We start from the raw sequence: 25,043 nt of genomic DNA on the forward strand, positions 1-25,043 counted from the left end.
TCGCCCGATTCGTCCCGATAAGATCCCGATCATGATCAGATCAGTGCGGCTCCGGCACCGCCACCGCCCCTACGGCGGTCAGCGGCAGGCCGTACTGCTGTCACCGCTGCTCGTCACCGTCGTGATCACCGCCGTGGCCTTCGCCACACCGAGGCAGATCGCCTTCAGCAGGCTGCTGCCCGCGGCCCCCGCGCTGGCCGCCGCCCTGTGGCCCGTACTGCCCACCGTCCTGCTGGGAGCGTTCTGCCTCGCGGTCATGATCGGCATCAGCTTCGTCTACTCCGACCTGGGGACGCCGTACACCGTCGCCGCCATCGCCGCGGTCACCCTCGCGGCCGCCTACGCGAGCCACCTGCGACTGCTACGCGAGGAGACCCTCTACCAGGTCCGGCTCGTCGCCGACGCGGCCCAGCAGGTACTGCTGCGCCCGCTGCCGCCCCGCATCCACGACATCGAGATCCACTCCCTGTACCGCGCCGCGCAGGAGCAGGCCCGCATCGGAGGCGACTTCTACGAGGCGGCCGACACCCCCTACGGCCTCCGCCTGCTGATCGGCGACGTCCGCGGCAAGGGCCTCGCCGCCGTGGGAGCCGCCGCGGCGGTGACCAACTGCTTCCGGGAGAACGCCTACGACCAACCCGACCTGACGAGCCTCATCCACCGCCTCCAGACCACCATGACCCGCTACAGCACCACCACCCCCGCCCACGACCAGCAGGAGCACTTCGCGACCGCCCTCATCACCGAGATCCCCCACCACGGCAACCACGCCAGCATCCTCAACTGCGGACACCCTCCGCCGCTCCTCGTCCACCGCGACGACGTCCGCCTCCTCGAACCCACCCAGCCCTCCACGCCCCTCAACCTCGCCGGGCTCCTCGGCGACCACTACTACATCGACACCGTCCCCTTCACGCCCGGCGACCAGCTGCTCCTCTACACCGACGGCGTCACCGAGACGCGCAACCACCACGGCACCTTCTTCCCGCTGCCCGACTGGATGCGCCGGCACCGCACCACAGCGCCCCGTGAGCTGCTCGGCCGGCTGCACACGGACCTCCTCCACTACAGCAGCGGCGCACTCGACGACGACATCGCCGCCCTCGCCCTGCACTACCGCCCCGCCCCGGCACCGCGACCCTGACGCGAAGCGCTACGCACCGGCCCCGCCGTCACGCAGGGAGTGGATCATGATGTGCAGGATCCGGAACGCGGCCGCCTGCTCGGCCTCGCCCAGCCCGGCCAGCATTCTGAGCTCGACGGACCGCACCGCCACGGTCGCCTTCTCCAGGCTCCGACGCCCGAGCGGCGTGAGTCGCGCGGGAAGCACCTTCCCTACGGGCGCCTCCGCGGGCCTGGTCACATGACCGTCCCGTTCCAGGGCCTGGAGCAGCACGTTCATCGTCTGCCGCGTCACGAACGCCCCGCGGGCCAGCTCGGAGTTCGACAAGCCCGGCCGCTGGGCCAGCAGCTCGAGGCAGGAGTAGTGCGTCACGTTCATGCCGAGGGGGCGCAGCACCTCCTCCATGGCCACGCGCAGGGCACTCGAAGCCTCTTTCAGCAGGTAGCCCAGCGATTTGTCCAGGTCGATGCCGCCATCACGTTGACTCATGTCAGGATTCTGACATACCGTGGTCCGTGTCAGGAATCTGACACGGAAAGAAGGAGCATCATCATGCCCGTCACCGGCCCCGACTTCATCTCGCTCCAGGCGCGCGACCTCGACGCGTCACAGGCGTTCTACGAGCAGTACCTCGGCGTCGTCCGCTCACCGGCAGGACCTCCGCACGCCGTCGTCTTCGAGACGAAGCCGATCGCGTTCGCACTCCGGGACGTCCTTCCCGGCACCGATCTCGCATCCGTGCCCCAGCCCGGCATCGGTGCCGCGATCTGGCTGCACGCCACCGACGTCCAGGCCATTCACGACGCTCTCGTCGCCGACGGTCACACCATCGTCTCGGCGCCGATCGACGGGCCCTTCGGCCGGACCTTCACCTTCGCCGACCCCGACGGCTACCACGTCACCCTCCACGACCGCGCCTGAGCGGCAGGGAGAGGAGCGCAGAACGGGGGCATCAAGAGAACTGCGGATAACGTGAGTTGGCTCTTGTTCCCTTTCGAGAAGGCAGTAGTTCGTCATATGCATATACGTGCAAAAGTCAGCTCTCTCCTGGCCGTCGCGGGGCTCCTGTTCGCCGGTCTCGTCGGCTCGGCGTCGCCCGCTGCCGCGGCCGAGGAGTGTCCGGCCGACAGGCTGTGCCTCTATTCCAGTACCCAGCTCAGAGGGCTCAAGTTCTCCGCGGCCAGTACGAACACCTGCTTCTGGCTGGGACGTTACGGGCTGGGCGAAGGCACCAACGGCATCAATTCCTACGTCAACAACCTGCCCGTCACGGCGCAGGTGTACCAGTTCGACACCGGCGCGGGAACCGACTCGGCGGCCCGCACCCTGCGGGGCAGCGTGCGGGCCGGCGGTGCCAGCAGCGACACCGACGCCGTGAATCCCGCTTCGCCGTGGCACACGCTGGACAAGGTCTGCACGGGCGGCGCGGACCCGATGACGTCCCCCGGTTTCGATGTGTCCGCCCATTCGACCGCCGACCCGGCCAACTACGCGGACGTCCCCGGGACGAAACTGGAGTTCGACGCGGCGGCGGGCGCGAAGTCCTACCTGTGGTCCCGCGACGTCTCGGTCCGCAACCTCACCTCGCTGGCCGAGCATCGCAACGTCGGCGTGACGGCCGCCTTGCGCTGTATGTACGCGGACGGACGCGCGCTGCCCAGCGGCTACGAAACGGGCTCGTACTGGGCGGCGAACTTCGTACCCACCGTCGACACGGCACTGCTGCCCTCGGTCCGGTGGACCTTCATCGCTCCGACGGCGGACCGGTACCGGTGCAGGATCTCGGTTCTTCCCTATGCGACGTGGATCGACGCGGACGACACCGCCACGATGCGGGTGGAGGCGGGCGCGACCTTGGCGCGAGCCGTATACAGCGCAATGGACCGGTGGTCGCTGGGCGGCACCGACCCGGCCGCACTGGCCCCCGGGACGACGACGAGCGTCCTCGACCACGTCTACACGCCCGGCGGAACCGACGACATCGCGATCGTCATGGACGCCAACGTGACCAGTTGCAACAACGACAAGGACGGCGTCTCCCCCAACTACGGCATCGACGACTGCTCGGATCCGGCGGACCCGACGGCGCACCACACGAAGGCGTCCACATGGATCGAGGCCCAACCCCAGAAGAGCGACGGGACCCGGTGCGGCAGCCCGCTGAAGAGCGCGGTGGCCTCGTGGAACATCTCTGAGCGCAAGCACCACCAGACCGCCACGAACTCCCTGTATCTCACTACGGCGGACCTGGGGTCATGCGACAGAGTCCGCGTGTCGCTGAAGGTCTCGAACACCGAGGGCAATCGTCTCCAGGTGCACACGGGGCCGGCCTCGCAGAACATCGTCAAGACGCACGCGTTGGCCTTCGCCTACTGACAGCGGCCGACGCCGTCAGTTCACCTCGGGTCCGAAGCGGCGCCGGTACGCCGACGGCGTGATGCCCGTCCCGCGGCGCATCAGCACGCGCAGATTGGTGGCGGTGCCGAGCCCGCTGCGCCGTGCGACCACCTCGAAGCGTGACTCGCCCCGCTCGATCAACCGGCAGGCCAGGGCGAGCCGTTCAGCGGTGAGCCAGGCCAGCGGGGTCGTTCCCAGCTGCGTGCGGAAGCGGCGGTGCAGCGTCGCAGGGCTGACCGCCGCGCGCGTCGCGAGATCCGCGATCGTCAGGGGCGAGTCCAGTCGTTCCTGCGCCCACGACAGGACGGGTGCCAGGGACTCGTCCGGGACGTCGGGCATGGGCCGCTCCACGAACTGCCGTTGCCCGCCGTCGCGGTGGGCCGCGAAGACCAGTCGCCGGCTGACGGAGTTGGCGACCTCCGCGCCGTGGTCCCGGCGGACCACGTGGAGCCCGAGGTCGAGCGCGGCCGCACTCCCCGCGGCGGTGAGGATGTCGCCGTCGTCCACGAACAGCACGTCCGCTTCCAGACGGACGGCGGGGAAGCGGGCGCGGAACGCATCCGCCCACTGCCAGTGGGCGGTGGCCCGGCGACCGTCGAGGACGCCTGCCTCCGCCAGGGTGAAGGCACCGCTGCACAAGCCGATCAGCCGGGCACCGCGGGCATGCGCCCGTCGGACCGCGTCCAGTACGGCGGGGCGGCGGGGCACCTCGACGTCGGGGCGGTTGGGGACGATCAGGGTGTCCGCCGTGTCGGCCGCCTCCAGGCCGGCGACGCCGGTGAGCGTGAAGAACCCGTCCCGCATCCGCGGAGCGGGCTCCGGCGAGCAGAGGCGGAAGTCGTAGAGCTGCCGGCCGATCTCGGGCCTGCGCAGACCGAAGACCTCGGTCGCACAGCCGAGCTCGAACGGGTTCGAGTTCTCGTCGACGATCACGACCACCCGGTGCACGCCTGCCGCACGAGCGCGCTGCGAGGATTCTTGCGTCATGTGCGATTCCTAGCACTCACCCCGCCCGGGCGGAGCGATCGAGGATGAGGCCATGAGCAATCAGCCGATCTCCCTCAGCCGGGCCCTGGCCTCCTTCGAAGCCCTGTGGAGTCCGCGCATCGTCACGCGGGTCAACGACTACGACGTCCGGGTCGCCAAGGTCGGGGGCGAACACCTCTGGCACGCCCACGACGACACCGACGAGTTCTTCCTGGTCCTGGAGGGTGAACTGCACATCTCCCTGCGCGAGGCCGGGGGTGAGCGCACGGTCCGGCTGCCGCGGGGCGCGGTCTTCACCGTCCCCGCGGGCACCGAGCACAAGCCGTACGCACCGTCCGGGGCCGCCATCCTCATGTTCGAGCCGACCGGTACGCCGACCGTGGGCGACCGCCACGACGAGATCCCCTCCCATGTGGACGCGACGACCGGACACGCCCTCGACGCCGCCACCTGATCGGCCGTCAGCCGGCCGGGCCGGTGACGTCCTGGGTGCCCAGGACGGCGAGCAGGTCCAGGAGACCGGCGCTGTCCGTGCCGACCGCCGGGGTGAACCACAGGAGCCGCTGCCGGCCGTCCTCACTGAACAGGCTCAGGCAGTTGACCTCGATCAGGCCCAGCGTGGGGTGGACGAGGCGTTTGCGGTCGTCGCGGCGCAGGCCCACCTCGTGCTCGGCCCACAGGGCGGCGAACCGCGGGGAGGCGTCGAGCAGTGAGCCGATCATCGAGGCGGCCTCGGTGTCCTTGACGTCGCGTCTGGCGGCCGCCGCCCGCAGGTCGGCGACGAAGGCCCGGGACTGCTGCTCGTGGTCGGCCTCCGGATACAGCTGCCGCGCCGCGGGGTCGGTGAACCACCGGTGGACGAAGCTGGCCCGCGCGCCCCGGAAACCGGAGTGGTCCCCGAGGAGCGCCACCGCGGGCGGGTTCTGTACGAGGGTGACGTGGAGGTCGGTGATGACCTGTGCGGGGGTCGAAGTCAGGCGGCTGAGCAGGTCGAGCATGCCGGGGTGGACGTGCGAGGCCGGTCCGCCGTGCGCGGGGACCGGACGGCCGGCCAGGCGGTAGAGGTAGTCGCGTTCGTCCGCGCTCAGGCGCAGCGCCCTGGCCAGCGCGGCGAGCATCTGCTCGGAGGGCTGGGACCCGGCACCGCGTTCGAGTTCGTTGTAGTAGTCCACCGAGGCTCCGGCGAGCTGGGCGACCTCGTCGCGGCGGAGCCCCGGCACCCGGCGGCGCGGCCCGTGGACGAATCCCACGTCGGCCGGCCGGATGCGGGCGCGCCGTGAGCGCAGGAAGGCGCCCAGCTCGGTGTGTTTCGCAGAACCCATACCGGCCATTGTGTGTCCGCCCCGGGCGGCCGACCCAGGGGATGACGTCCCCTGGCTACGGCGGCCGGTGCCGCGCAGAGTGAAGCACGTGCCTGCCGACGCCCCCCGGACACCGGGTGAGCGACCGGCACGGACACGGCGTCCCGTGCCGCCCGCCCTTCACGCGTACGGCTGCGGATCACGGCAGACATCGACCAAGGAGAAACACCCATGCCTTTCGCCCACTTCAAGGTTCCCGCCGGCACCGTCACCGCCGAGGACAAGAAGAAGATCGTCGAGCGGACCACCGACCTGTACGCCGAGATCTACGGCGAGCGTGCCCGCCCCAACACCCTGGTGCTGATCGACGAAGTCGTCGACGGGGGGTGGGGGTTCGGTGGCACGGTCCTCACCGCCGCCCTGCTCAGCGGCGACGCCTGACGTTCCGCCCGGCGGTCCGGCGGTCTCCGGCGGTCCGGCGGTCCGGCAGTCCGGCAGTCCGGTCGTCCGGTGGTCCTGGCAGGCGGGAGCGTGATCTGCTGCCGGTCGCCGTCGACGGGCGAACGTACCCGTCGGCGCGGAGCAGGTGGCCGGGCCGGGGGGGGGCCGGACAGCGGCGGGAGGAAGTGATCACGGTGGGCGTCAGGGGGCGGGAGCGACGGGATACAGTGCGCGGGAAGGCAGCCCGGTCAGGAGGCAGAGCGTGACCGACACCAGCGACACCCGGCCCGCCGAGGGCGAAGCGCGAGCGGCGCGGCAGAGCGGACTGCTCCGCGTGATGCGCTACCTGCCCCTGATCGCCCCCGTCCTGCTGTGGGCCGTGCCCTGCTGGGTGCTCCTGCACGCCGGACAGCACTGGCCGCTGCCCGTCACGCTGGCGGGCACCGCCGTGTTCGCCCTCGGTCTGGTCGGTATGCCGCTCGCGATGGTGCGCGGCCACGGCAGGCGCCAGCAGGACCGGGCCGCGATCGTCGGTGACACCCTGCTGGGCTCGAGCTGGGTGCTGTTCACCTGGTCCGTCCTGCTCGGCATCTTCCTGCGCGCCGCGTTGGCCCTCGCCGGCGTCGGAGAGAGCCAGGACCGCGCCCGGATCGTCACCTGGGCGGTCCTCGGCGTGGCCGCCGTACTGCTGGGCTGGGGGTACGCCGAGGCCCGCCGTGTGCCGCGCGTGCGCCGGCTCGACGTGCAACTCCCGCGACTGGGCGCCGGCTTGGACGGTCTGCGGGTCGCCCTCATCACCGACACCCACTACGGACCGCTCGATCGTGCCCGCTGGTCGGCACGGGTGTGCGAGACGGTGAACTCCCTGGACGCCGACCTGGTGTGCCACACCGGCGACATCGCGGACGGCACGGCGCAGCGCCGCCGCGAGCAGGCCCTGCCGCTCGGCACCGTGCGGGCGACCCACGCACGGGTGTACGTCACCGGCAACCACGAGTACTACAGCGAGGCCCAGGGCTGGGTCGACCTGATGGACGAGCTGGGCTGGGAGCCGCTGCGCAACCGCCATGTGCTGCTCGAACGCGGAGGCGACACCCTCGTGGTCGCGGGCGTGGACGACGTCACCGCCGAGTCCTCCGGTCTGGCGGGGCACCGGGCCCACCTCGCCGGTGCGCTGGACGGCGCCGATCCCGGCCTTCCCGTCCTGCTCCTGGCGCACCAGCCCAAGTTCGTCGACCGGGCGGCGGCCGCCGGCATCGACCTCCAGCTCTCCGGCCACACCCACGGCGGCCAGATATGGCCCTTCCACCACCTGGTCCGCCTCGACCAGCCCGCCCTCGCCGGTCTCAGCCACCACGGCCCGCGCACGCTCCTGTACACCAGCCGTGGCACCGGCTTCTGGGGCCCGCCGTTCCGCGTCTTCGCCCCCAGCGAGATCACCCTGCTCGTGCTCCGCTCCCCGGACCGGCCCGGTTCCCGATAGCCGCGCCGGTCCGGCGGCCCTTATTCCGCCCAGCTCTGCTCCAGCACCGTGCGGAAGGCGGTGGGCTCGCGGCCTATCAGGGTGGCCAGGGTCGGGTCGACGGCGCTGAACTCGCCGTTTCTGGCCGCTTCGAAGATGCTCATCATCAGGTCGACCATCGGGGCGGGGGCGCCGTGTGCCAGCGCCTGTTCGCGGAATGCGTCGTCGGGGACCGTGGTCCGGGTGAACGGCCGACCGGTGACCTCGGCCGCTGTCGCGGCGAGGGCGTCGAAGTCGAGCGCTCGCGGGCCGGTGAGCGGCGGGGTCGGTCCCTCGAAGCTGCCCTCGTCGGTGAGGATCGCCGCGGCGGCCTCGGCGAGGTCGTCGTGGCCGGTCCACGTGACGGGGCCGTCGGCGGGCAGGGCGATGTCGCCGGTGTGGCGGCCGGACTCCATGAACAGCAGGGCGCTGGCGGCGTAGAAACCGTTGCGCAGCGCCGTCCACGGCAGGCCGGTGGCGTCCAGCAGGTCCTCGGTCCGGGCGTGGTCACGGCACGCCTCGAAGCGGGATTCGTGGGAGGCACCCATCTGGCTGGTGTACAGCAGGCGGCCGGCGCCTGCCTTCACGGCGGCGTCGATCGCGGCCCGGTGACCGGCTACGCATCCTTCGCCCGTGCGGTCGAGGGAGACGAGCAGCACCTGGTCGGCGCCCTCGAAGGCGTGGGCGAGCGAGGCGGGGTCGTCGAAGCTGCCCTGCCGTACCCGGACGCCGCGGTCGGCGAGGTCCTGGGCCTTGCGCGGATCGCGGACGCTGACGCCGAGGCGGTCGGCGGGCAGCCGCTCCAGGAGGCGCTCGACGGTGCGGCGCCCGAGCTTTCCGGTGGCTCCGGTCACGATGATCATGTGGATCTCCCAGCGATGGTTCCAGTGGAATCAATTTCACGATAACACTGGAACTAACGATGGAAGCAAACTCCGGATATCATCGATACATGCCGATCTCGCCGCCCCGTGACACTCCCGACAGCGCCCGCCGCCGTATCGTCGAAGCGGCGGTCGAACTGCTGGAGAGCGGAGGTCCCGAAGCGGTCAGCACCCGTGCGGTGGCCGCCGCGGCCGGGGTGCAGCCACCGGCCATCTACCGCCACTTCGGCGACAAGGACGGGCTGCTGGAGGCGGTCGCGGAGTACGGCTACGCCCAGTTCCTGGAGAGCAAGCGCGCGCGGCTCGACCCCTCGCCGGAGGACCCGGTGGAGGAGCTGCGCCGCGGCTGGGACATGGTGGTGGAGTTCGGGGTCTCGCGTCCCGAACTCTTCACGGTGATGAACAGGGCCACCGGATCGGGGCCGGACGCGGCACATCGCGCGGGCCTGGAGATCCTGCACGGCCGGGTGCGCCGGCTGGCGGCCGCGGGGTGGCTGCGGGTCGACGAGAACCTGGCCGCCCAGATCATCCAGGCCACCGGACAGGGCGGGGTCGCCACCTGGCACGCCACCCCCGCGGAACGCCGTGACCCGGCGCTGCTGACCGTCCTGCGGGAGTCCATGATCGCCGCAGTCACCCGGGCCGAACCGATGGTCCCCGCCGCGGAGTCCGGCCCCGCCCCGGCGGCCCGCGCGCTGCGCGCCGCCCTGCCCGACGACGCCGGGGTTCTCAGCGACGCCGAGCAGCGCCTGCTGCGCGAGTGGCTCACCCGCCTCGCGGCGGACGGCGGCACACCGCACGCCTGAGCGGCCGTCGTTGCGGTGCGTTTGCCGAACCGGCAACAGAACTGGCAAAGCCGGGGTGGCCGCGATGACAGTGGGGCCATGACTGATGCCATCGCAGCGGGATTCCCCGCGTCCGAGGTCCCTTCGACTGCCGACCGTTACGTCGGAGACCCCGACGTGCGGGCCGAGTGGGACCAGCGCTACGCCGACCGGCAGCAACTGTGGAGCGGCCGGCCCAACGGCGCCCTCGTGGCCGAGGCCGCCGGGCTCACTCCCGGACGGGTCCTCGACGTCGGCTGCGGCGAGGGCGCGGACGCGCTGTGGCTCGCCCGCCGCGGCTGGGACGTCACGGCGCTCGAGGTTTCGGGCGTGGCGCTGGAGCGGGCGGCCGGACACGCCCGGGACGCCGGGCTCACCGTTCGATGGGTGCACGCCTCACTCACCGCGGCCGCGCTCCCGCAGGCCTCTTTCGACCTGGTGTCCGCGCAGTATCCGGCCCTGCTGCGCACTCCCGACGCCGAGGCCGAGCGGGCGCTGCTCGCGGCCGTCGCGCCCGGCGGGCTGCTTCTGCTGGTCCATCACGCGGGGATGGACAGCGCGAACGCGCACGACAGCGGTTTCGACCCGGCCGACTACGTCTGGCCCTCGATGGTCGCCCAACTCCTCGACGGCGACTGGGAGGTGGAGGTCGACGAGCAACGGCCGCGCGTGGCACCCGACGGTGGCGCCGGTGCGCACCACACCGACGACCTGGTGCTGCGCGTACGCCGACTGCGCTGAACTCCCCGCTCGCCCCAGCCCCACCGCACGTACGGGCCCGTCGGCGCTCACGGCAGCCGGCGCCCCGGCCGCTACCCGACCGGCAGGAGCGGCAAGGGGGTGAGCCGGCCGGGCGGCGGGAGGGGCGGGACGGTGAACGTCGGCGGGGTCCGCGGCGCGGTCGACACCTCGGGCAGGACGTTCTGCCCGCCGGGCAGCCCGGGTGGTGGGGAGAACGCGGGCGGATCGGTGGGCGGCGGGAAGACGACGGCGTGGACGATCGCGCTCGCCCCCAGGATGAGGCACGTTCCGATCAGGGCGGTCTTCACTTGCGTCCGCAGGAGGACCTTGTCGAACCGTGGGGGTTCCATCCTGACCCGGCCGCCGGGGTACCCGGCAGTCGCTTCGCGATCGGTGCGCATGACCTCCTGTAGTGCCTCGGTCAGCCCGGGGAGGTCGCGGAGGAGTCCCGCGGCGGGCGCGGGCCGGTCCGCGCCCGGGGCCGGTCGGCCGGTGTCGTCCGCGGCGGGACCGGCGCCCAGCGCCGCCAGCCGGACCGCCAGCGGCGGGTGACTGCTCAGCGCGTCTTCGGAATCAGCGTCGAGGGCCGACGTCGCACTGCTGTCCGGCAGAGGGCCGGACGGCGGCTCGGCGATCCGGTCGGCGAAGTCCCGGAACAGGCCGTCGGGCAGCGGCAGTCCAGGCGAGGACCCGACACGGGCCGTCCCGGCCGTCGAGGCGGACGGGCCGCGCGGCCGGGCCCGGTTCTCCCTGAACTCGTCCCAGAGCACCGCCAGGCCGTGCACGGCGCGCAGTGCCTGCGCGAACGTCCGCGCCCCGGCGGTTCGGGCCGCCGCGGCGTCGGCTTCGAGTTCCTGACGGCGCCGGACGGCGAAGGTCTGGCGCAGGTACACACCGCGGTACGCCTTGACGACCTTGAGCAGCAGCCGCACCGGCGGTTTGACGCCGGCCTGGTCGGTCTCCATGACCTCGAGGCGGCGGACCGCGCGTTCGAGGGCGAGGCTGCCGCGGTGGCTGACGGCGGCCAGCCGGGTGTGCCGGCCCGCGTAGTGCCCCAGTTCGTGGCACAGGACGCCGTGCAGCTCGTCCCGGGTGAGCCCGAGGAACAGGGGCAGGCCCAGGTCCAGGGTGCGGGGTCCTCCTACGAGGCCCAAGAGCCTGCTGCGTTCGCCGGCGCAGGCGTTGGCGTCGTCGGCCAGGCGCAGCGTAGTGGGCGGCGCGGTCTCGAGCTCTTCGGCGAGTTGCAGGGTCAGACTCCACAGTTCGGGCTGCTGCTGGGGGGTCAGGACGATGCGCGGCCCTTCGGCGGTGCGGCCGGACGTGCCGGCGAGCAGCCCGTGGGCGAGGGTGGAGACGGAGGCGACGGTGAGGGAGCCCAGCAGGGCGACCGGCCAGGCCCTGGTGGTCAGGACGGCTACGAGCAGCGTGAGTTGGGCGGCCAGGACGGTCAGGGCGAGCAGGTGGACTCCGGCCAGAAGGGCACAGCCGAGCAGGGCGCGCGCCGTGGTCGTCGCGGGCCGGGTTCCCGTCATATGCGTCCTGTGCGCTCGCGTCACCCGGGTCGTCTTTCTTCGCGTCACGTGCGGTGGGTGCCTTCGCGTCGCAGTCCGGCAAGGTCCGCTCGGGCCTGTCGCCGTGCCTGTCCGTCCTCTGCGAGGGCGGCGCCGAGCCAGGACTCGGTGGCGCTCAGGGCGGCAGCGAGCCCGTCTCCGGGAAGGGGGCCGACGGTGCCCACGAGCGGGACCTCGTTCAGGGGGTCGGTGTCCGGACCGAGGCCGAGCATGCGCCGGAGGTTCTCGCGCCCCTTGCGGAGGTTGCCGCGTGCGGTGGAGGCCGCGATGTTCAGTTCGTCGGCGATCTCCTGGTGGGTCATGGCGTAGAGGCTGTACATGACGAGCACCATGCGCTGGCGCGGCGGCAGGGCGGCCATCGCGGTCAGCACCCGCCGGGCCTGCGCGGTCTCGTCCGGCGACGCCTGGCTCGGCAGGGCGACGTCCAGTGCCGCGCGCTTGGCCCGCAGGCGCAGGCGCAGCGCACGCCACAGCTTCCGCCGCATCACCAGGCTCACCCACGCGTCCGGCTGCTCGTAGCCACTGATCCGGCCCCAGTGCTCGAGCGCCGCGAGGAAGGCGTCCTGGACGGCGTCCTCCGCGTCCTGGCGGTTGCCGCAGAGCATCACGGCCCGGGTCAGCAGGCTCGCACGGTGGGCCGTGAAGAAGACCTCGAAGTCGACGGGTAGGTGTTCGTCGCGCGTCGCGTCGTCGCCGTCCTCGGGTGCGGGCTCCCGCGCGTCGGTCGGCGCACCGCCCGGCCCACCGCTCACCGTGCTTCCCCTTCCTGGCCGCCCGAGTCGGCCGGGCCGTCGCCGCGCACGGTCAGGACTCCCCCGTCCGCACGGCGTTCCTCCAGCCGGACACCGCGCCCCGCCAGGCGCAGCGCCGCGAGCAGCAGCCGGCGCCGCTCACGGTCACGGGCCGCCTCCCGCCGCCAGGCCACCACCTGAAGGGCGATCCTGACCGTAGCGGCCAGTGCCGCGAACACCACCGATTCCCACATATCCGACCACGTCCCCTGCCGACCTCGTAACGTCGGCAGATGCCCTACCGACTGCAACGCTGTCGGACACCCGTGGCGGAGCACCGCGTTTACCCGCCGTGCAGGATTTCTTCCGGTCGACGAGCGCACAGGCGCCCTCCGGGGGCGTGCGGCCGAGAGCGAGCGCCCCTAGGGGGTGCCGCGTCAACCCCGCTCCCGCGTGCGCGGCGGATGTCGACCGCCGCGCACCCGGACCCGCCCGGACCCACCTGGCATGGCCGAACCCCCGCCGGCCGGTCGCCGTGCCCTCACCGCTCCGGCGACGGGAGAAAAGGCCCCAGGTCAGCGGCCGTCAGCGGTCCGCGGTGGGAGCGTGCAGGACTCCGGCGCCGTCCGGGCCGATCGGGGCGGCCGGCGGAGCCTTGGCTGCGGCGAGACTGTCCCGCGCCGCGGCGACGACCGCTTCGGCCGTGAGCCCGAACTGCTCGTACAGCACGGTGTAGGCGGCGCTGGCACCGTAGTGGTCCAGCCCGACGATCCGGCCCGCGTCGCCGACGAACTCGCGCCAGCCCTGGGGCACGCCGGCCTCGACGCTCACCCGGGCCCGGACCGCGGGCGGCAGCACCTCCTCGCGGTAGGCCCGGTCCTGGGCGGCGAACCACTCCCAGCAGGGCAGTGACACGACCCGGGTCGGGATGCCCTCGGCCTCCAGGGTCTCTCGCGCGGCGACGGCGATCTGCACCTCGGAGCCGGTGCCCATGAGGATGATCTCGGGCGTGCCGCCGGAGGCCTCGGCCAGCACGTAGCCGCCCCGGGCGACTCCCTCGGCGGAGGCGAACTCCGTGCGGTCGAAGACCGGCAGGTTCTGCCGGGACAGCGCGAGTCCGGCCGGGCGGTCGTTGTGCTCGAGGATGGTGCGCCACGCCACGGCGGTCTCGTTCGCGTCGGCGGGGCGGACGAAGTCCAGGCCGGGGATGGCCCGCAGCGCCGCGTAATGCTCGATCGGCTGGTGGGTGGGGCCGTCCTCGCCCAGTCCGATGGAGTCGTGCGTCCAGACGTAGGTGACCGGCAGCTGCATGAGCGCGGCCAGCCGCACCGCACCGCGCATGTAGTCGGAGAAGGTGAGGAACGTGCCGCCGTACACGCGGGTCCCGCCGTGCAGCGTGATGCCGTTCATGATCGCGCCCATGGCGTGCTCGCGGACGCCGAAGTGCAGGGTCCGCCCGTACGGGCCGCCCGACCACATCTTGGTCTGCCGGTTCTCGGGCAGGAACGAGGCCTCGCCCTTGACCGCGGTGTTGTTGCTCTCGGCCAGGTCGGCCGAACCGCCCCACAGCTCCGGCAGGACCGGGTAGAGGGCGGCGAGGACCTCGCCGGAGGCCTTCCGGGTGGCCACGCCCTTCGGGTCGGCCTCCCAGGTCGGCAGGCCGTCGGCCCAGCCCTGCGGCAGACTGCGGGTGGACAGCCGCTCCAGCAGCGCAGCGCCCTCGGGGTTGTGGTCCCGCCAGGTGTCGAAGCGCTGCTGCCACCGGGCGTGGGCTTCCTTGCCCCGCTCCGCGACCTCGCGCGCGTGGTCCAGCACCTGCGGGGGGACCTCGAAGGTCCGGTCCGGGTCGAAACCGAGGATCTCCTTGGTCGCCCGGATCTCGTCCTCGCCGAGCGCCGAGCCGTGGGCCGCGCCGGTGTTCTGCTTGTTCGGCGCGGGCCAGCCGATGATCGTCCGCAGCACGATCATCGACGGGCGTCCGGTCTCGGCCCGGGCGGCGGCAAGCGCGCGGTCGACCGAGGCGAGGTCCTCGCCGTCGTCGACGTGCTGCACATGCCAGCCGTAGGCCTCGTACCGCTTGCCGACGTCCTCGGTGAACGCGATGTCGGTGTCGTCCTCGATCGAGATCCGGTTGGCGTCGTAGACCAGGACCAGGTTCCCCAGCTCCTGGGTGCCGGCGAGCGACGACGCCTCGCCGCTGACGCCCTCCTCCAGGTCGCCGTCGGAGGCGAAGGCCCAGACGGTGTGGTCGAAGACGCTCTCGCCCTCGGGGGCGTCGGGGTCCAGCAGGCCGCGTTCACGGCGGGCGGCCATCGCCATGCCGACCGCGTTGGCGACGCCCTGGCCCAGCGGACCGGTCGTCGTCTCCACACCGGGGGTGTGGTTCACCTCGGGGTGGCCCGGGGTCAGGGAACCCCAGGTGCGCAGCGCCTCCAGGTCGGCGAGTTCCAGGCCGTAGCCCGAGAGGAAGAGCTGGATGTACAGGGTGAGGCTCGAGTGGCCCATCGACAGGACGAAGCGGTCGCGGCCGACCCAGTTCGGATCCTCCGGGTCGTGGCGCAGCCACTTCTGGAACAGCAGGTAGGCCGTGGGCGCCATGCTCATCGCGGTGCCGGGGTGGCCGTTGCCGGCTTTCTGCACGGCGTCCATGGCCAGCACCCGCACGGTGTCGATCGCGCGGCGGTCGAGGTCGCCCATCCCCTCGGGAAGGGTGGGGCGCGGCGAGGAGGCGCTGCCGGTGGGCGCGTCGCTCGCGGCTTCGGCGGGCGCCTCGGGACGGGTGCTCTCCGTCCCCGTGGTGGTGTCTGTCTCGTGGGCGGTCATAGGTTGCGGTGCTCCCTCGGGCCGGGGCGGTGGGCGCTCGGGCCGTGCGGTCGGGCGGGACGCAGGGTCCGGCCACGTCCGGCTACGGCCGGGGCGTCGGACGACTGGGGTGTCGTGACGATTCCGCCGGGATCTTCGCAGGTGGCGACGGTGTCGGCCCTGCGGCACGCCGTCCACGGAAGCGCCCGGCCGGACAGGGACGGGCGTGCGGGACGGCGATGGCGGAGTCGGTCACGCTCACCGAGTGCCCGCCTGCCCGCAGCCCAACCGGAGCCCGCTCGGAACCCGGCGGGAGCAGGGCGGCGGCACGATCGCAGCCCGGCGGCAGCACGGCCGGAGCCCGGCGGGAACACGGCTGGGAGCCGTCACGTCGGCACGGTCCGGGGTCACGCGTCGCCGTCACCCGGGCGGCCTGGGCGTACGGGACTCCCCCATGCTTCCCCGCACTGCGCTCACACCGCGGCCACGCCGCCCGCCCCCGACGACTCCCCCGGCGCACACGGTCCCGTCCGGCAGGAACGCTCAACTCGCCTGGCTGCACCGCGGATTGAGCATCCCGCTGTCCCGCGGGTCATGGCCGTCCGGGTCGGCCCGCTGTCAGTGGTGGTCTCTAGTATTCGAGGCTCATGGGCGACTGCCGGGTCGACTGACCGTGCGCAGCGTCGTGGACGATCGCGAGGAACTGTGATGGACCGCGTATCAGTAGATTTCGCCACCCGGCCCGCCGTGCTGTCGAACGCCGTCGTGCGTCAGCACCGCTGCGTTCTCGCCACCACCTGCCTGGTGGTGACGGCCGGCGGCCATCTGAAGCTCGACTTCGTGGTCCCGGACGGCGAGGAGGCCGGCGAGGCGGTGCTGAGGATGTCGGTACTCGGTGCCGCCGCCCCGATGGACGCCGAGGTGAACGACACGCCGGTGGCCAAGGGCTTCGAACTGCCCCGCACCGAGGTGACGGGCGGCGTCGCGGAGTACACGCTGACCGTCCCCGGCACCGCTCTGCGGCCGGGTGTCAACGAGCTGCTGATCAGGAACACCGACCCGGACGACGACGGGGTGCTCCGGCTGCGGACCGTCTCGCTGGACGCCGCCGCACAGGCCGGACGGCGACGGCAGGTCGCGGCGGACGGAACGGGCAGCCGGGTGGTGTGGCAGTTCGCCACCGAGCGCCGCCCCCTCGGATCGTCCGCCTGGCACCCCGGACCGGGCCTGCTCTTCCACCTCGACGGCAGCGAGAGCCGTCACGACGCGCACGACGGAGAACGGCCGACCCGGCTGGCGTGGCGCGGGACCGACGGAGCGGAGTCCTCCCTCGCGTTCCGTTCGGACATGTCCGGTTTCCAGGGGCACTTCCGGGACGCCGACGGTTCGTCGGGCGAACTGCGCGGCACCCTCCAGGAACGTCTCCCCTGCCGTGACGATGACGACGTGCGGCACTTCACCACCGAGGAGGAGCACGACGGCGTCTGGGGTTCGGCCGGACGCCTGCGCCTGCTCCTCGACGACGGCGGAGCCCCGGTGGAGCGCCTGACGTGGAGCAACCTGCGTGGCGACACGGCCTCGCTCGCCCTGCCCACCGCCGTCGGCACTCCCGCTCCCGGCGACGGGGAGACGCGCGACGTCACCGACCAGGTGTCACGGACCTGGGCCAGCGACGAGTTCACGGAGTGGGACGAGGGCGTGGCCAACCTGGTCGAGAAGTCCGGCAAGTGGCTCGCCCACGAGGACGATCCCGAAGTGCGCTTCACCTTCGCCGCTCCGACGAGCGTCACCGAGTACCGGCTGACGTCCGCGAACGACGCACCTGGACGCGACCCGGCGAACTGGGTCCTGGAGGGCTCCCTCGACGAGCGGAACTGGCGGGTCCTGGACTCCCGGGAAGGCGAGAGCTTCGACCGGCGGTACGAGACGAAGAAGTACGTGCTCACCCAACCGGGCACCTACCGGGTCTACCGGCTGCGGATCACCGCCAACTCCGGCGCGGAGGAGACCCAGTTGAACGCGGTGCGCTTCTTCGACGGAGGCCGGCAGGCGCCGGGCCCCGGTGTCTGCGACTTCATCGGCTATCGGCAGCGCGGCGGCGCCGAACCGGTGGGATACCGGGGGACGCGCATTCCCGCCGCCGTCCCGGGAAGCGGGGGCGAGGCTGGTACGGACGGCGAGCTGCTCGGGGGAGATTTCTCGGAGACCGCCCGGAGCCTTCAGGACGCCGCGCGCCTTCTGGAGCAGATGACCCGGTACCTCCAGCGCTGACGCGTCCGGACACCGGGACACGCCGTGGGCCCGGGGCGCGCCCGCGGCCGGGCTCCGGACACCTCACACGCGTGTCCGGCGTCCGGGCGGGTCGCCCCGGGACGGCCGTCGGGGACGGCGGGAATCAGAAGTCGTCGGCGCCGTTTCGGAGTTCAGGGGTCCAGTAGCCGGTGAGGGCCTTGGCCGGGTCGGCCGCGATGCCCTCGCTGCCGGGCGCGGTGACGGCGATGACCGTCGAGTCGCCCTCCAGCATGACGGAGAAGGCCGACACGGGCTCGTTGTCCTCGTCGACACCGCCGTCCGACAGCTTCACCAGCGCGTAGGCCGGTGCGCCCGCCGCCAGCACGACCGGTGAGGCCGGCTTGCTCTTGGCCACGGCCGGGACGTCCTGCTTGTGGCTCTCCAGCAGCTGGATGTGCGGGAAGCCCTTCAGCCGGCAGGAGTGACCGCCGGTGTTCTTCGCGGTCAGGACGATGTGGGTGTACGGCGGCCCGTCCTGCCGGGCGGCGGTGACGCGGACGTCTCCCGCTGTGCACACAGGCGTGGAGGCGGCGACCTGCTCGCCGGCCGAACCGGTCGAGCCCGCCGAGCCGGTCGAGTCGGCGGATCCCTGCGAGCCGCTCGATCCCGTGGAGTCCGCCGAGCCGGCGGAACCCGCCGCGTCCGACGCACCCGATCCCTTGCCGCCCGTCGAGGCGGCGGCCGCCGGGGTGGACGCGACCGTGGCCGCGGGGGCCGCCGAGGAGGACGACGTGGCGTCCGAGTCGCCCTGGCAGGCCGTGAGGGACAGCGCGAGGGCCGTGCCCACGGCGGCGAGCAGCGTGGTGCGGTGCGTGGTGGTGATCATGGAGTCTTCCCCGTCGGTGGTGCGGGGCCGCGGCACGGTGCCGTCGGCCGGTGATGTGGTGTCGGTGGTGCGGTCTTGGTGACGCGGTCTTGGTGACACGGCGTCGGTGACGCCGGGCGTCCCGGAGGTCAGTTGCCCTTGCCCGGCCGGTAGCCGGAGGGCAGGGTGTGGACGAACTCGCGCGGGTCGGCGTGCGCGGCCTCAAGCAGTTCCGGGACGCTGTGGTAGCCGAGCGCGTACAGGTTCCGGCTCGGGTCCCAGGTGTTGTAGGCGTACATCGCCTTGCGCTTGGTCTTCATGTGCGCGGCGGGGATGTCCAGCACGTAGGCGGCGCCGTCGGCGCGGTCCTGCCGGGGGCGTTCGTAGGCGTAGACGTGGTTGAAGCGCACGTCGGAGATCGTGCCGTCGTTCATCAGGCGGTAGGCGACGTCGCTGCACGCCTTGTGCGTCTCGGTGTGCTCCAGCCAACCCGCGGTGAACTTGTGGGAGGCGCCGGGGTACTGCGCGGCGAGGGCCCTGACCTTCGCGTCGATCCGGTCGACGAGCTTGTTGTAGGCGGAGGTGCTGGAGAACCCGTCGTCCACCACCTTGAAGTTGATGACCTTGTCGACGCCCAGGGCCTTGGCGGACGCCATGAACTCGGCGGTGCGCGCGGCGACGATCTTGGTGGTGCCGTCGGTCGGCCAGGACAGCCCGTGCCGGCCGCCCGCCGCGCACGGGTGGGGGCTCGACCACTGGGTCAGGGGGCACGGGTCGCCGTTCATACGCACGGCCAGGTCGGGGTTGCGGCCGTTGCTGACCAGGACGAGGTAGACGGGACGGCCCGCCGCCTTGTGCTCCAGGATCGACCCGGCCAGGCCGATCGCGTCGTCGTCCTGGTGCGGGGCGTAGAAGACGGCCGGTCGAGCGGCCGCCGAGGCCGAGGAGGCCCGGCCCGTCTGGTAGGCCACGGTGGCGGCGGTGGCCGCTCCGGCGGCCAGGAGGCCGCGCCTGGACAGCCCTGTGCTGTGCCGGTTGCTGCTGTGCATGATCTGGGATCCCCGTTTTCGTGAAGGACGGCAAGGTGCCGCTCCGCGGACGGCGGGTGGTCGGTGCCGCTCCGGCGCCCGCACCGCACGCGTCTCCCGCCGCCGGTCGGCGGGCGGGCGAACAGTGCGAGCGGAGAACGCGCCTCGGCGACGCCCCGCGTCTTCCTTCAGTCGACCATTTCCGGTCGCCTCGGCCCAGGCGGTTCTCCCGGCAGAAGTACCGTCGGCCATACTTCTGCCGGGGAGCTCGCATCCGGACGAGCCGGATGATCGGGGACACCGACGGTGCGCGACGGCACGCCTTCCACCAGGGACTTCGGGCAGCAGCTGCGGAATCTGAGGGTCCGGGCCGCACTGAGCCAGGAGGCGCTGTCGCACGCGGCCGGGGTGAGTGTCAGGGCCCTAGCCGACATGGAGCGCGGGCGCACCCGGGGGCCGCAGCGCCGCACCGTGCAGGCGCTGGCCGAGGCACTGGGGCTGGACGACGCCGAGGCGGCGGGCCTGGAACAGTCCGCCGCCGCGGGGCGCCCGCGTCCCAAGGCCGCCACGGCACCCTCCGGCTCCGGCGTCCTGGGCCTGCCGCGCGACATCCGCGACTTCACCGCGCGTGGCCCGGCCCTGGACCGGCTGCTGGAACTGGCGGACGACGCCGGGACGGACGGTCCGGCGGTCACCGTGGTCGCCGGTCAACCCGGCCTGGGCAAGACAGCGTTCGCGGTGCACGCCGCACATCGGCTCGCCCCGCAGTTCCCGGACGGGCAGTTCGCCCTGGACCTGCACGGCATGGATCCGGAGCCGGCCACCCCGCGGGACGCGCTGGCACGGCTGCTGGGTGCGGTGGGGGTGGCCGACGCGGCGATCCCGTCCGGCACCGACGACCGCGCCGGACTGTGGCGTGCCCTGGCCGGTGAGCGGCGCATGCTCCTGCTGCTGGACAACGCCGCCGGAGAGGACCAGGTCGGTCCGCTTCTGCCGGCCACCGGCCCGTCGCTGACGATCGTCACCAGCCGCCACGCCCTGGCGGGTCTGGAGTCCGTCCACCGCATCGATCTCGCCCTGCTGCGGCGCGAGGAGGCCGTGGAGCTCCTCACCCGCATCATCGGCCCCGCCCGGGTCCGGGCCGAGGCGCAGGCCGCACGCGACCTCGCCGACCTGTGCGGACACCTTCCCCTTGCCGTACGGATCGCCGGCCAGCGGCTGCTGAGCCGGCCCCACGAACGCCTCTCCAAGCTCGTCGACCGTCTCACCGCCGAGGGCCGCCGACTGGACGGCCTCCAGGCCGGGAACCTCCAGGTGCGTGCCGCCTTCGCGCTGTCCTACCGGCAACTTCCGGACGGATCACGGACCTTGCTGCGCCGGGCCGCACTGGCCGCGGGAGCGGACTTCAGTCCCGGGACCGCCGCGCTCCTGGCCGGCTCGACCTACGACGAGGCGGTCGCCCGCGCGGAGGAACTGACCGACGCGGGGCTCCTCCAGAGCGCGCCGGACGCCGAGCGGTACCGCTTCCACGATCTGCTCCGGCTCTACGCGGCCGAGCTGGTCGACACCGAGGACGGTCCCGAGGTCCGTGCCGCCGCCCTCGCACGGACCGCGGACCGGATCCTGCGCCGGGCCACCGCCGCCGCGCTCCACTTCGACGTCGACCACGAGCAGAACGCCTCTCACCTGGATCCCGGCCCCGGCCAGGCGCCCACCGGCCGGGACGAGGCACGGGCCTGGCTGGAGGCCGAGCGGGCCCAGTGGCTCGCCGCCCTGCGCCAGGCGTACGACGCGGGCCACTACCGGCAGGTGCTGGACGCGGCGCGGGCGATGCACTGGTTCTCCGACCTCAACCAGCACTGGGAACAGTGGGTGGAGGTCTTCCGGCACTCTTCCGACGCCGCCCGCGCTCTGGGCAGCAGGCAGGAGGAGGCCGTCCACCTCAACTACCTCGCCTGGGCCTACAACCTCTGCGTGCACGACCCGCACGCCGCGCTGACCGCCGCCGACGGCGCGCTGACGGCGGCCCGCGAGTGCGCGGACGAGCTCGAACAGGGCTGGGCGCTCGGCTACGCCGCGGGCGCCCTGTACCGGTTGGGCCGCCCGGAGGAGGCCATGGAGCGCCTGCGCGAGGCGGTGCGCTGCCTTGGCTCGCAGGAGTCTCCACAGGGCCGGCTGGCCGAGCTGACCACCTTGAACACGCTCGGCACGCTCCTGCGCCACACGGGCCGGGCGGCCGAGGCGCTCGACGTCCACCGCCGCAGTGAGCGGATCTGCCGTGCGGGAGTGCCGGGGCGCACGGACGAGCTCATCGCCCTCTACCTCGCCGTCGTCCGGCAGCAGATCGGCAACGACCTCGCCGCCCTCGAACGATGGGACGAGGCCGAGACACCGCTGCGGCAGGCTCTCGCCGCCTTCGACGAGGCACAGATGCCGGTGTGGTCGGAGCAGGCCCGGCTCGACCTGGGGCAGGTGCTGGGCGCCATGGGGCATCCCGAGGCGCGTGCCACACTGCTCACCGCACGCGACGCCCTCGCCGAGCTGAGAAGCCCGCGCCGGACCGAGGCCGCCGAGGCTCTCGCCGCACTGGGCGAGGCCGGTGCGGGTGCCGACACCGCCGACCGGGTCGGCCGCCGCCCGTAGCGCGGCGGCCGGACGGATCAGCTCGCGGTGGGCCAGCCCCGCAGCAGGGCGGCGATCCGCCCTGCGGTGCAGGCCGGGTCGAGCAGCAGGTCCCTGAGGGCGACGACGTCCTCGCGGGCCGGTTTCACGGTGATCCCGGCGGCTTCCAGGTACATGACGCCCGACGCGGCGGCGACCGCCAGGTTCGAGCGCTCCAGCCAGCGGCAGCGGCCCAGCGTGTGCATGAGGGCGGCGGCTTTGGCGTAGGGGCCGTCGTAGACGGGCTGCTCGAACAGCTCGGCCCGGTGGCGGGCGACCGCCGAGACAGGAACGCCGTAGTCGTCGGGGGCCGGGTCGTCGGCTCCGGCGGCCTCGGCGACCTGGAGGATCCAGGGGACGTCGATGTGCAGGTCCATCAGGCTGCGTGCGCTCCCCGGGTGGTCCGCTGGGCCTGCTCGGCCTCGTCGAAGACCGTCTGGTGTTCGGCCAGGAAGCGGGCGGCCGCGTCCACGGCACGGGCCCGCAGGCCGCTGGTGTCGTCCTGCACGAGCCGGGCGAGGTAGTCGCCGATGCTCAGTCCGAGGTCGGCGGCGCGCTTCTTGGCGAGCTCCGCCACGTCCTCGTCCACGCGCGCCCCTAGTTGTGTCTTCGCCATACCCGCATGGTAACAACTGTTACCACCGAAGGGAACGGCGGCCATGCGGCGGCCGTGCGGCGCTCAGCGCGCCGCATGTCATTCGGCGCGGGCGGGCGATCGAAGGTCGTCGTCCAGTATGCGCATCAGCTCACCGACCCGGCCTCCGCCGCCCGGTGCCGCCGGGAAGCGCTTCAGTACGTGCACGACGGCCGGTGACGCGCGGCGCGCGGCTCGCCCGACGTGTTCGGCGCCCGCTTGCGGACCTCGGCCGGCCACGGTCTCGGCCGCTGCGGCGGCGTGAGCGGCGGCTCCGAGGATGTGTTTGACCTGGGTGGCCTCGGCCAGGGGATGCAGGTAGGCGGCGGCCGCGGCGGACATGGCCGCCCGCGCCGCCTCGCCCGCCGCGAGCGTCTGCGCGCCGCCGGCCGCCTTGAGCGCCGCCCACGCCGTGTCGCGAAGGGCCTTGCCCCGCTCACCGCCGCGGGCGAACTCCCAGGCGGCTTCGACGGCCGCCCTGGGCCGGGAGTCGCCGGGCTGATCGGCCTCGAACACCGCGAGCACCGTTTCCGCGCAGGCGGCGGCGAACGCGGTGACCGCGCGAAGGTCCTGCTTGCTCAGCTCGATCGCCCGCTCGTCCCCTGCCACGGCGACATCATCGATCAGTCCCCTCACGGAACGCGAATCCGGCGGGCGATCACATCCGGAATCGACGACACCGGCATCCGTCGCCCTGACCTGGCCCGGACCGGCCCGGCCTCTGAGGTGAGCCCCGCACCGGCCTCGCGAGACGGACCGTGGCCGTGGGCCGGCGCCGGAGCCGGCCCACGGTCGTGACGAGGGCGCGGGATCAGAAGAACCGCGAGTAGTACTCCTGGATCTTGGGGAGTCTGCGCAGAGCCTCCTTCTGCTGGGGGTAGGCGGTGACGAGATACTCGATCCGCCTCTCCAGTTCCGCCTTGGGCGCCTGGTCCTGGCTCGCGAACTTGGCTTTGAGGTAGCCGCAGAACGTCGTGATGGTCTTCAGTTCCGCGTTCTGGGCGGCACGGGCGCAGAGGACGCCCGTGACGCCGAGCGACCAGGCTTGCGGGAACTGAGCCTGCTTGCAGTCGAGTTTGTCCATGCCCTGGACCCAGGCGCTGCCCATCACGACTCCCGAGTGCACGTTCTGACCGATCGTCACCGTGCCGCCAGGAAGGCGGACGGTGCCTTTGGTGCTGAGGGTCGGCATCAGCGAGGACACCCAGGCGGCCGTGCAGTACGAGACGCCCCAGTTGATCTCCCCGAACGCATCGCTCCTGGCGATCGCGCGGATGATGTCCACCGGCGTGTCGAGCTTCCCGAACGAGCACGTCCACACGAGGTTGCCGGCCGCCTCGAGGGCGTTGTAGCCGCTCTCCTGCGCGTCGGGCTCGACGCCGTGGATCTGCTGGACCGTCACGTCGGCGTCCTGCCGTTGCAGCCAGCCCTTGAGCACGTGGTCCGCGCTCGTGATGTGGATCTTGCCGCCGGACACGAACACGCGCCGGCGGACGCCGTCGACCGTCGCGAAGACGGGCACGCCGGCATAGAAGAGGCCGTTGTCGTCCGATGTGAGGAGCTTGGTGTCGAAGGCCGGTTCGGGGGTGCCGTTCCCGATCGCGGCAAGACAGGCCGCGCCGACGGTCTTCAGCCCGTCGCCGTTCAGGACCTGGAGGTTCTGCCGGGGGTCCTGGAACTTCGGTGCCGCGAGATCGAGTTGCGGGAAGGCCACCTGCAACGCTGAGCGGAAGGCGGCGATCTCACCGTGCAGGCGTAAGGCGGTCAGAAGACGGGTCAGGTGCCCGTGCTCGGCCATGGCCGTGAGTTCCCGGGTGATCGCGGCGGTGTCGGGGGTCCCTGCGGTGAACCAGGCCAGGAGATGCGGGTAGGGCGGAGCGGAGGTGTGGACGCTCATCGTCTTCCCTTCGGGTGAACACGCCGTCGGCGGTTGCTTCGGCCCGCACCGAGCAGTCACGGGCGGCCGTCCACGAAGGCGTGAGCGCGCGGTGCCGACGGCGGCCGTCCCGCCCCCGGCAGTCGCGAGACGTTCGTCCCGGTCCACCCGCCTGGGCGCGCACGGCATCCGGCCCCCCCGGCACGTCGTCGTCCCCCTCGTCAGGTCGCGGACCGTGTCCGCGGGCCTCCCCCGGCACGCGAAAGGGCATCACACCAGTGCGAGTCCGCGGCGCACGCGGCGAACTCCCCCGGTGAATCAGTCCCCTCGCGCGGTAATGCCGCTTTCCTGCTCGACGTGGCCATTCACCCTCATTGTCCCCCTTCGAACCTGTAACCGGCAATGAGGGGGCGGTGGTTCGACGGCGCACACCGGGAGCGCGCG

At 72.6% G+C, this 25,043-nt stretch carries 24 protein-coding genes; 10 read left to right on the top strand and 14 right to left on the bottom strand.

The window, feature by feature from the left end; genetic code table 11:
• Positions 1-31: 31 nt before the first annotated feature.
• Positions 32-1,144, top strand: a complete 1,113-nt coding sequence (locus tag Saso_RS23660; RefSeq protein WP_189921919.1) for a PP2C family protein-serine/threonine phosphatase — start codon at positions 32-34, stop codon at positions 1,142-1,144.
• 9 nt (positions 1,145-1,153) lie between these two features.
• Here Saso_RS23660 and Saso_RS23665 read toward each other — a convergent pair whose 3' ends face one another.
• A complete protein-coding gene (locus Saso_RS23665; RefSeq protein ID WP_189921918.1) occupies positions 1,154-1,612 on the bottom strand; it encodes a MarR family winged helix-turn-helix transcriptional regulator in 459 nt (152 codons plus the stop codon).
• Between the two features lie 63 nt (positions 1,613-1,675).
• Here Saso_RS23665 and Saso_RS23670 point away from each other — a divergent pair, with 63 nt between their 5' ends.
• Together Saso_RS23670 and Saso_RS23675 are read left to right on the top strand one after the other, a co-directional pair.
• Entirely contained in the window at positions 1,676-2,044 is a 369-nt protein-coding gene (locus Saso_RS23670; RefSeq protein WP_189921917.1) for a VOC family protein, read from the top strand.
• A 96-nt stretch (positions 2,045-2,140) separates the two neighbouring features.
• The gene (locus Saso_RS23675; RefSeq protein WP_189921916.1) at positions 2,141-3,499 is read left to right on the top strand and encodes a peptidase inhibitor family I36 protein; all 1,359 of its coding nucleotides are present in this window, start codon (positions 2,141-2,143) and stop codon (positions 3,497-3,499) included.
• Positions 3,500-3,514: 15 nt separating this feature from the next.
• Here Saso_RS23675 and Saso_RS23680 read toward each other — a convergent pair whose 3' ends face one another.
• Positions 3,515-4,507, bottom strand: a complete 993-nt coding sequence (locus Saso_RS23680) for a GlxA family transcriptional regulator (RefSeq protein WP_189921914.1) — start codon at positions 4,505-4,507, stop codon at positions 3,515-3,517.
• 52 nt (positions 4,508-4,559) lie between these two features.
• Between Saso_RS23680 and Saso_RS23685 the strand changes: the two genes are divergently transcribed.
• Positions 4,560-4,961 (top strand): cupin domain-containing protein, encoded by a 402-nt coding sequence (locus Saso_RS23685; protein ID WP_189921912.1) that lies wholly within the window; start codon positions 4,560-4,562, stop codon positions 4,959-4,961.
• A 7-nt stretch (positions 4,962-4,968) separates the two neighbouring features.
• Here the strand turns inward: Saso_RS23685 and Saso_RS23690 are convergent, their stop codons facing one another.
• Positions 4,969-5,829: a helix-turn-helix transcriptional regulator gene (locus tag Saso_RS23690; protein ID WP_203833550.1), complete on the bottom strand. Its 861-nt coding sequence runs from the start codon at positions 5,827-5,829 to the stop codon at positions 4,969-4,971.
• 210 nt (positions 5,830-6,039) lie between these two features.
• Here Saso_RS23690 and Saso_RS23695 point away from each other — a divergent pair, with 210 nt between their 5' ends.
• Both Saso_RS23695 and Saso_RS23700 read left to right on the top strand, forming a co-directional pair.
• Positions 6,040-6,249 (top strand): tautomerase family protein, encoded by a 210-nt coding sequence (locus Saso_RS23695; protein ID WP_189921908.1) that lies wholly within the window; start codon positions 6,040-6,042, stop codon positions 6,247-6,249.
• A 262-nt stretch (positions 6,250-6,511) separates the two neighbouring features.
• Positions 6,512-7,732 (top strand): metallophosphoesterase, encoded by a 1,221-nt coding sequence (locus Saso_RS23700; RefSeq protein WP_189921906.1) that lies wholly within the window; start codon positions 6,512-6,514, stop codon positions 7,730-7,732.
• 20 nt (positions 7,733-7,752) lie between these two features.
• On the opposite strand, the gene Saso_RS23705 is transcribed toward Saso_RS23700, so the two are convergent.
• Positions 7,753-8,613, bottom strand: a complete 861-nt coding sequence (locus tag Saso_RS23705) for an SDR family oxidoreductase (RefSeq protein WP_189921904.1) — start codon at positions 8,611-8,613, stop codon at positions 7,753-7,755.
• Between the two features lie 59 nt (positions 8,614-8,672).
• Between Saso_RS23705 and Saso_RS23710 the strand changes: the two genes are divergently transcribed.
• Positions 8,673-9,440 carry a TetR/AcrR family transcriptional regulator gene (locus tag Saso_RS23710; RefSeq protein ID WP_189921902.1) on the top strand — a complete coding sequence of 256 codons (768 nt, stop codon included), beginning with the start codon at positions 8,673-8,675 and terminating at the stop codon, positions 9,438-9,440.
• A 78-nt stretch (positions 9,441-9,518) separates the two neighbouring features.
• Positions 9,519-10,199: a class I SAM-dependent methyltransferase gene (locus tag Saso_RS23715; protein WP_189921900.1), complete on the top strand. Its 681-nt coding sequence runs from the start codon at positions 9,519-9,521 to the stop codon at positions 10,197-10,199.
• Positions 10,200-10,270: 71 nt separating this feature from the next.
• Here the strand turns inward: Saso_RS23715 and Saso_RS23720 are convergent, their stop codons facing one another.
• The 4 genes from Saso_RS23720 to tkt all read right to left on the bottom strand — a co-directional run bounded on the left by Saso_RS23720 (position 10,271) and on the right by tkt (position 15,324).
• The gene (locus Saso_RS23720; protein ID WP_189921898.1) at positions 10,271-11,731 is read right to left on the bottom strand and encodes a M48 family metallopeptidase; all 1,461 of its coding nucleotides are present in this window, start codon (positions 11,729-11,731) and stop codon (positions 10,271-10,273) included.
• Positions 11,732-11,775: 44 nt separating this feature from the next.
• A complete protein-coding gene (locus Saso_RS23725) occupies positions 11,776-12,522 on the bottom strand; it encodes an RNA polymerase sigma factor (protein WP_189921896.1) in 747 nt (248 codons plus the stop codon).
• Positions 12,519-12,755 (bottom strand): hypothetical protein, encoded by a 237-nt coding sequence (locus Saso_RS23730; protein WP_189921894.1) that lies wholly within the window; start codon positions 12,753-12,755, stop codon positions 12,519-12,521. Before Saso_RS23730 ends, Saso_RS23725 begins: the two co-directional genes overlap by 4 nt.
• Positions 12,756-13,086: 331 nt before the next feature.
• Positions 13,087-15,324, bottom strand: coding sequence for a transketolase (tkt, locus tag Saso_RS23735; protein ID WP_189921892.1), 2,238 nt, complete (start codon positions 15,322-15,324; stop codon positions 13,087-13,089).
• Between the two features lie 687 nt (positions 15,325-16,011).
• On the opposite strand from tkt, the gene Saso_RS23740 reads away from it, so the two are divergent.
• The gene (locus Saso_RS23740) at positions 16,012-17,574 is read left to right on the top strand and encodes a hypothetical protein (RefSeq protein WP_189921890.1); all 1,563 of its coding nucleotides are present in this window, start codon (positions 16,012-16,014) and stop codon (positions 17,572-17,574) included.
• 124 nt (positions 17,575-17,698) lie between these two features.
• On the opposite strand, the gene Saso_RS23745 is transcribed toward Saso_RS23740, so the two are convergent.
• Both Saso_RS23745 and Saso_RS23750 read right to left on the bottom strand, forming a co-directional pair.
• The gene (locus Saso_RS23745) at positions 17,699-18,421 is read right to left on the bottom strand and encodes a DUF4232 domain-containing protein (RefSeq protein ID WP_189921888.1); all 723 of its coding nucleotides are present in this window, start codon (positions 18,419-18,421) and stop codon (positions 17,699-17,701) included.
• Positions 18,422-18,549: 128 nt separating this feature from the next.
• Complete coding sequence (locus tag Saso_RS23750; protein WP_189921887.1) at positions 18,550-19,449, bottom strand: PIG-L deacetylase family protein; 900 nt, start codon at positions 19,447-19,449, stop codon at positions 18,550-18,552.
• 285 nt (positions 19,450-19,734) lie between these two features.
• Here Saso_RS23750 and Saso_RS23755 point away from each other — a divergent pair, with 285 nt between their 5' ends.
• Positions 19,735-22,071 carry an ATP-binding protein gene (locus Saso_RS23755; protein WP_189921886.1) on the top strand — a complete coding sequence of 779 codons (2,337 nt, stop codon included), beginning with the start codon at positions 19,735-19,737 and terminating at the stop codon, positions 22,069-22,071.
• A gap of 17 nt (positions 22,072-22,088) precedes the next feature.
• Here Saso_RS23755 and Saso_RS23760 read toward each other — a convergent pair whose 3' ends face one another.
• From Saso_RS23760 to Saso_RS23775, 4 genes are all read right to left on the bottom strand, one after another.
• Positions 22,089-22,466: a fic family toxin-antitoxin system, toxin component gene (locus tag Saso_RS23760; protein ID WP_189921885.1), complete on the bottom strand. Its 378-nt coding sequence runs from the start codon at positions 22,464-22,466 to the stop codon at positions 22,089-22,091.
• Positions 22,466-22,705, bottom strand: a complete 240-nt coding sequence (locus tag Saso_RS23765; protein ID WP_189921884.1) for a hypothetical protein — start codon at positions 22,703-22,705, stop codon at positions 22,466-22,468. The genes Saso_RS23760 and Saso_RS23765 overlap by 1 nt, the downstream gene beginning before the upstream one ends.
• 78 nt (positions 22,706-22,783) lie before the next feature.
• Positions 22,784-23,332, bottom strand: a complete 549-nt coding sequence (locus tag Saso_RS23770) for a putative immunity protein (RefSeq protein ID WP_189921883.1) — start codon at positions 23,330-23,332, stop codon at positions 22,784-22,786.
• 202 nt (positions 23,333-23,534) lie between these two features.
• Complete coding sequence (locus Saso_RS23775; RefSeq protein ID WP_189921882.1) at positions 23,535-24,620, bottom strand: hypothetical protein; 1,086 nt, start codon at positions 24,618-24,620, stop codon at positions 23,535-23,537.
• Between the last annotated feature and the right edge of the window lie 423 nt (positions 24,621-25,043).

Source organism: Streptomyces asoensis, from assembly GCF_016860545.1.
GTDB lineage: Bacteria > Actinomycetota > Actinomycetes > Streptomycetales > Streptomycetaceae > Streptomyces > Streptomyces asoensis.